This is a genomic window from Vibrio genomosp. F10 str. 9ZD137 (assembly GCF_049974785.1).
In the GTDB taxonomy this organism is placed as follows: domain Bacteria; phylum Pseudomonadota; class Gammaproteobacteria; order Enterobacterales; family Vibrionaceae; genus Vibrio.
Window position 1 is genome coordinate 1 of record NZ_JBNGCJ010000487.1, and the last position, 4,058, is coordinate 4,058.

Annotated in this window: 1 protein-coding gene; it reads right to left on the reverse strand. The window is 43.2% G+C overall.

The window, feature by feature from the left end:
- Positions 1-134 precede the first annotated feature (134 nt).
- Positions 135-3,812 carry a methionine synthase gene (gene metH, locus ACP45E_RS11765; RefSeq protein WP_017038250.1) on the reverse strand — a complete coding sequence of 1,226 codons (3,678 nt, stop codon included), beginning with the start codon at positions 3,810-3,812 and terminating at the stop codon, positions 135-137.
- Positions 3,813-4,058 lie beyond the last annotated feature (246 nt).

Here is a 4,058-nt window from a genome sequence, read left to right on the forward strand (position 1 = left end):
GGCACTGGCACTGGCACTGGCACTATAGAATAAGTCAGCTTCTCCATAATCTCTATGTATAAAGTCGTCGATATACAAAGAGCTGCCTAATAGGCAGCTCTTTTCTTTTGATGTCCTAGGTTACAACAAGAGCATTAGTTGATATTAGGTCCCAACCATTTTTCTGCTTCCAATATGTCCCAACCTTTACGCTCAGCATAACTTTCAACCTGATCTTGTTGAATTTGAGCAATGGCAAAATATCGACAATCAGGATGAGAAAAGTACATACCTGATACTGAGGCGCCTGGCCACATAGCATAACTGCTGGTCAATGACATATCGATCGCTTCTTCAACATTCATCATCTCCCATAACGTCCCTTTTTCGGTATGTTCTGGACACGCCGGATAACCGGGTGCAGGACGAATTCCTTGATACTTTTCGCGGATCAGATCGTCATTACTTAGGTCTTCATCTGGAGCGTATCCCCAAATTTCTTTACGTACTTCTTTATGCAAATATTCAGCAAAGGCTTCCGCAAGACGATCAGCCACAGCTTGAATCATGATCGCGTTGTAATCATCACCCGCCGCTTTGTATGCATCAGCTAATTCTCTTTCGCCAATACCACCGGTTACAGCAAAACCGCCAATCCAATCCGCTTTGCCGCTCTCTTTGGGTGCAATGTAATCAGATAAGCAATAATTAAAACCTTTCGGCTTATCCGTTTGCTGACGTAGATTATGCAATACCTTAAGAACCTCTGTGCGAGATTCATCGGTGTACACTTCAATATCGTCACCAACACTGTTCGCAGGGAACAAACCGCACATCCCTCTCGCTTCAAGAAGCTTCTCTTTCTCAACGCGATCGAGTAAGTCATTCGCATCTTTGAAAAGGCGTCTAGCCTCTTCACCGACTTCTTCATGGTCTAAAATGGCAGGGTATTTCCCCATTAATGTCCAAGTCATGAAAAACGGAGTCCAATCGATGTACTGACGTAGAACCGACACGTCAAAATCTTTGAAAATATGAATACCCGGCTTTGCTGGTGCGGGTGGTGTGTAAGCAGCCCAATCGATATCAACCTTGTTTTGGCGAGCTTTTTCTAACGTCACTGGCTTAGTGCGGGGGGTTTTACGAGCATGTTGATCACGGACACGTTCATAATCCAAATCCAGCTTTTCTGTAAATACTGGTTTTAATTCATCGGACAGTAACGATGTACAAACACCGACAGCACGGGATGCATTATTTACATAAACCACGGGTTGAGAATAATTTTGTTCAATTTTCACCGCAGTATGGGCTTTAGAGGTTGTCGCACCACCAATAAGAAGCGGAATATCAAATCCTTGACGCTCCATTTCTTTGGCGACATGAACCATTTCATCCAAAGACGGGGTGATTAACCCAGATAGGCCAATAATATCAACGTTTTCTTCTTTTGCGACTTTTAAGATTTTTTCGCAAGAAACCATTACACCCAAATCGATAATGTCATAGTTATTACACTGGAGAACAACACCAACTATGTTCTTACCGATATCGTGAACATCCCCTTTGACGGTGGCCAATAAAATTTTACCGTTAGTCGCGCCAACATCTTTAGTTGCATTAATAAATGGCTCTAGATGAGCAACAGCTTGCTTCATTACCCTTGCAGACTTAACAACCTGAGGAAGGAACATTTTACCTTCACCAAATAAATCACCGACAACATTCATACCATCCATCAAGGGACCTTCAATCACCTCAATTGGACGCGCCGCATTCAAACGGGCTTCTTCGGTATCTTCAACGATGAAATCCGTAATGCCTTTAACAAGGGAATGCTCTAACCGTTTCTCTACCGGCCATGTTCGCCATTCGAGGGCGGACTTATCTTCGACTTTACCGACCGCCCGTTCTAAATATTCCGTGGCCATATCAAGCAGACGTTCGGTCGAATCATCGCGGCGGTTAAGAACGACATCTTCTACCGCTTCGCGTAAGTCTTCTGGAACGTTATCGTATATCTCCAATTGACCCGCGTTAACGATCCCCATATCCATTCCATGCTTAAAACAATGGTAGAGGAATACCGCGTGAATCGCTTCCCGAACATAGTTGTTGCCTCGGAAAGAGAAAGACACGTTAGAGACACCACCAGAAATCATCGCATGAGGCAGGTTTTGCTTAATATCGGCTACTGCTTCAATAAAGTCGACAGCATAATTGTTATGCTCGTCAATCCCAGTTGCCACGGCGAATATGTTGGGATCAAAAATAATATCTTCAGGTGGGAAGCCCACCTCATCGACCAAAATATTATAGGCGTTAGTACATATTTCTACTTTTCGTTCACGTGTATCAGCTTGGCCTACCTCATCAAACGCCATCACAATAACCGCAGCGCCATATCGTCGGACTAATTTAGCTTGCTCTATGAACTTCTCTTTACCTTCTTTTAAAGAAATAGAGTTAACAATACCCTTACCTTGAATACACTTAAGGCCCGCTTCAATGACTTCCCACTTTGAGGAATCGACCATCACCGGTACTTTCGAGATCTCTGGCTCCGATGCACATAAATTAAGGAAACGAATCATACATGCTTCTGCATCCAGCATGCCTTCATCCATGTTTATATCGATGATCTGAGCACCGTTCTCCACTTGCTCGCGGGCAACGCTCAACGCTTCGTCGTAGAGTTCTTCTTTTATTAGGCGCTTAAACCTCGCAGAACCTGTGACATTAGTTCGCTCACCAACATTAACAAATAGAGATTCTTTAGAGATGGTTAAAGGCTCTAAACCAGAAAGACGGCACGCCACTGGAATATCTGGTAACTGACGAGGAGTAACACCTTCGACCGCTTCAGCCATTTGTCGAATATGTTCAGGTGTTGTACCGCAACAGCCACCAATAAGATTCAAGAACCCACTTTCAGCCCACTCTTTTACGTGTTCAGCCATATCTTCTGGAGATAGGTCATACTCACCGAACGCGTTAGGTAGACCAGCATTAGGGTGTGCTGAGACGCTGCATTCTGAAATACGTGACAACTCACTGACATACTCACGTAATTCGTCTGGACCTAACGCACAGTTCAAACCAAACGAAATAGGTTTTACGTGGCGCAAGGCGTTATAGAAAGCTTCCGTTGTCTGCCCAGAAAGGGTACGCCCAGAAGCATCCGTTATGGTACCTGAAATCATAACAGGTAAAGTGATGCCCATTTCTTCAAAAACTGATTCAACGGCAAATGAACACGCTTTGGCATTCAACGTATCAAAGATCGTTTCAATCAAAATCAGATCTGACCCGCCTCTGATCAAAGCGCGTGTCGATTCAGAGTAAGCCTCGACAAGCTCATCAAAGGTTACGTTACGAAATCCGGGATCATTAACATCAGGTGAAATAGTGCAGGTTCGGTTTGTTGGACCTAAAACGCCAGCAACATATCTTGGCTTATGTGGTGTTTTTTGAGTCCACTCATCAGCAACCTTTCTAGCGAGCTTAGCCGCTTCAAAGTTAATCTCTTCACTCAGGCTTTCCATCTCGTAGTCAGCCATTGCGATTGTGGTTGCATTGAATGTATTCGTCTCAAGGATATCAGCGCCAGCTTCTAGATACTGGCTATGAATATCTTCAATGATTTGAGGCTGAGAAAGAACTAATAGGTCATTATTTCCCTTAAGATCACAATGCCAGTGAGAAAACCGTTCACCGCGATAATCCTTTTCTTCAAGCTTAAAATCTTGAATCATGGTGCCCATGCCACCGTCGATAAGTAAGATTCTTTCCTTTAATTGTGCTTCAATCTGTTGCTTTACATTACTTCCCACAATACAGCCTCATTCCTTTTTTATACCTTACATCCTACCACAGTCTATTCAGCTGTCTAGACGTCTAAACAATAAAGAACGGGTCTTTGAATAGATTTATCTCCAAAGGGAATTTTATCGATTTGATGTCATGCTGCAATATCAGCTAAGGGGTATAAGCAATAAAAATCGAACGAAAAATAGAAGATATCGACACTGGATTTTGAGAATTTTGATCTTATCCAAACGTAAAAAAGCCCAAGTCTT